Origin of the sequence: Clostridium pacaense, from assembly GCF_020709765.2 — a bacterium.
In the GTDB taxonomy this organism is placed as follows: Bacteria; Bacillota; Clostridia; order Lachnospirales; family Lachnospiraceae; genus Enterocloster; species Enterocloster hominis.
Window position 1 is genome coordinate 1 of the sequence record NZ_JAJFEB020000091.1, and the last position, 331, is coordinate 331.

Consider the following 331-nt stretch of genomic DNA (forward strand, 5'->3'; position numbering starts at 1 on the left):
ACTTTTTCCTGGTTCGGATAAATGACAGTTAGTAAATATTCAATTTCCTCTGCCCAATCAACCATGGTACGGGTCTTCCTTACACTGGCGTGGCGATAATTTGCCAGCGGCTGTGCAAAGACAAAGATACTGCACGTCCCTTTCCGCTTGTATCCGGCATCTTCTTTCCGAATACTGCCGGGCTTAACGGGGAGAGGTTTCAAAACCTGATTCAACAGCTGGTACGGCTTTTCATCCATGCACACAACAGGGAGTTCCTCATTGTAAGGAAGTTTATAAGTATCCAGGATTTCTTCCATACAGGCTACGAACCCTGCGTTTTGCTTTGGGG

At 46.5% G+C, this 331-nt stretch carries 1 pseudogene; it reads right to left on the reverse strand.

What is annotated here, in order from left to right:
• Positions 1 to 299, reverse strand: a pseudogene (locus tag LK536_RS58610) (hypothetical protein); the annotation flags it as partial.
• Positions 300 to 331 lie beyond the last annotated feature (32 nt).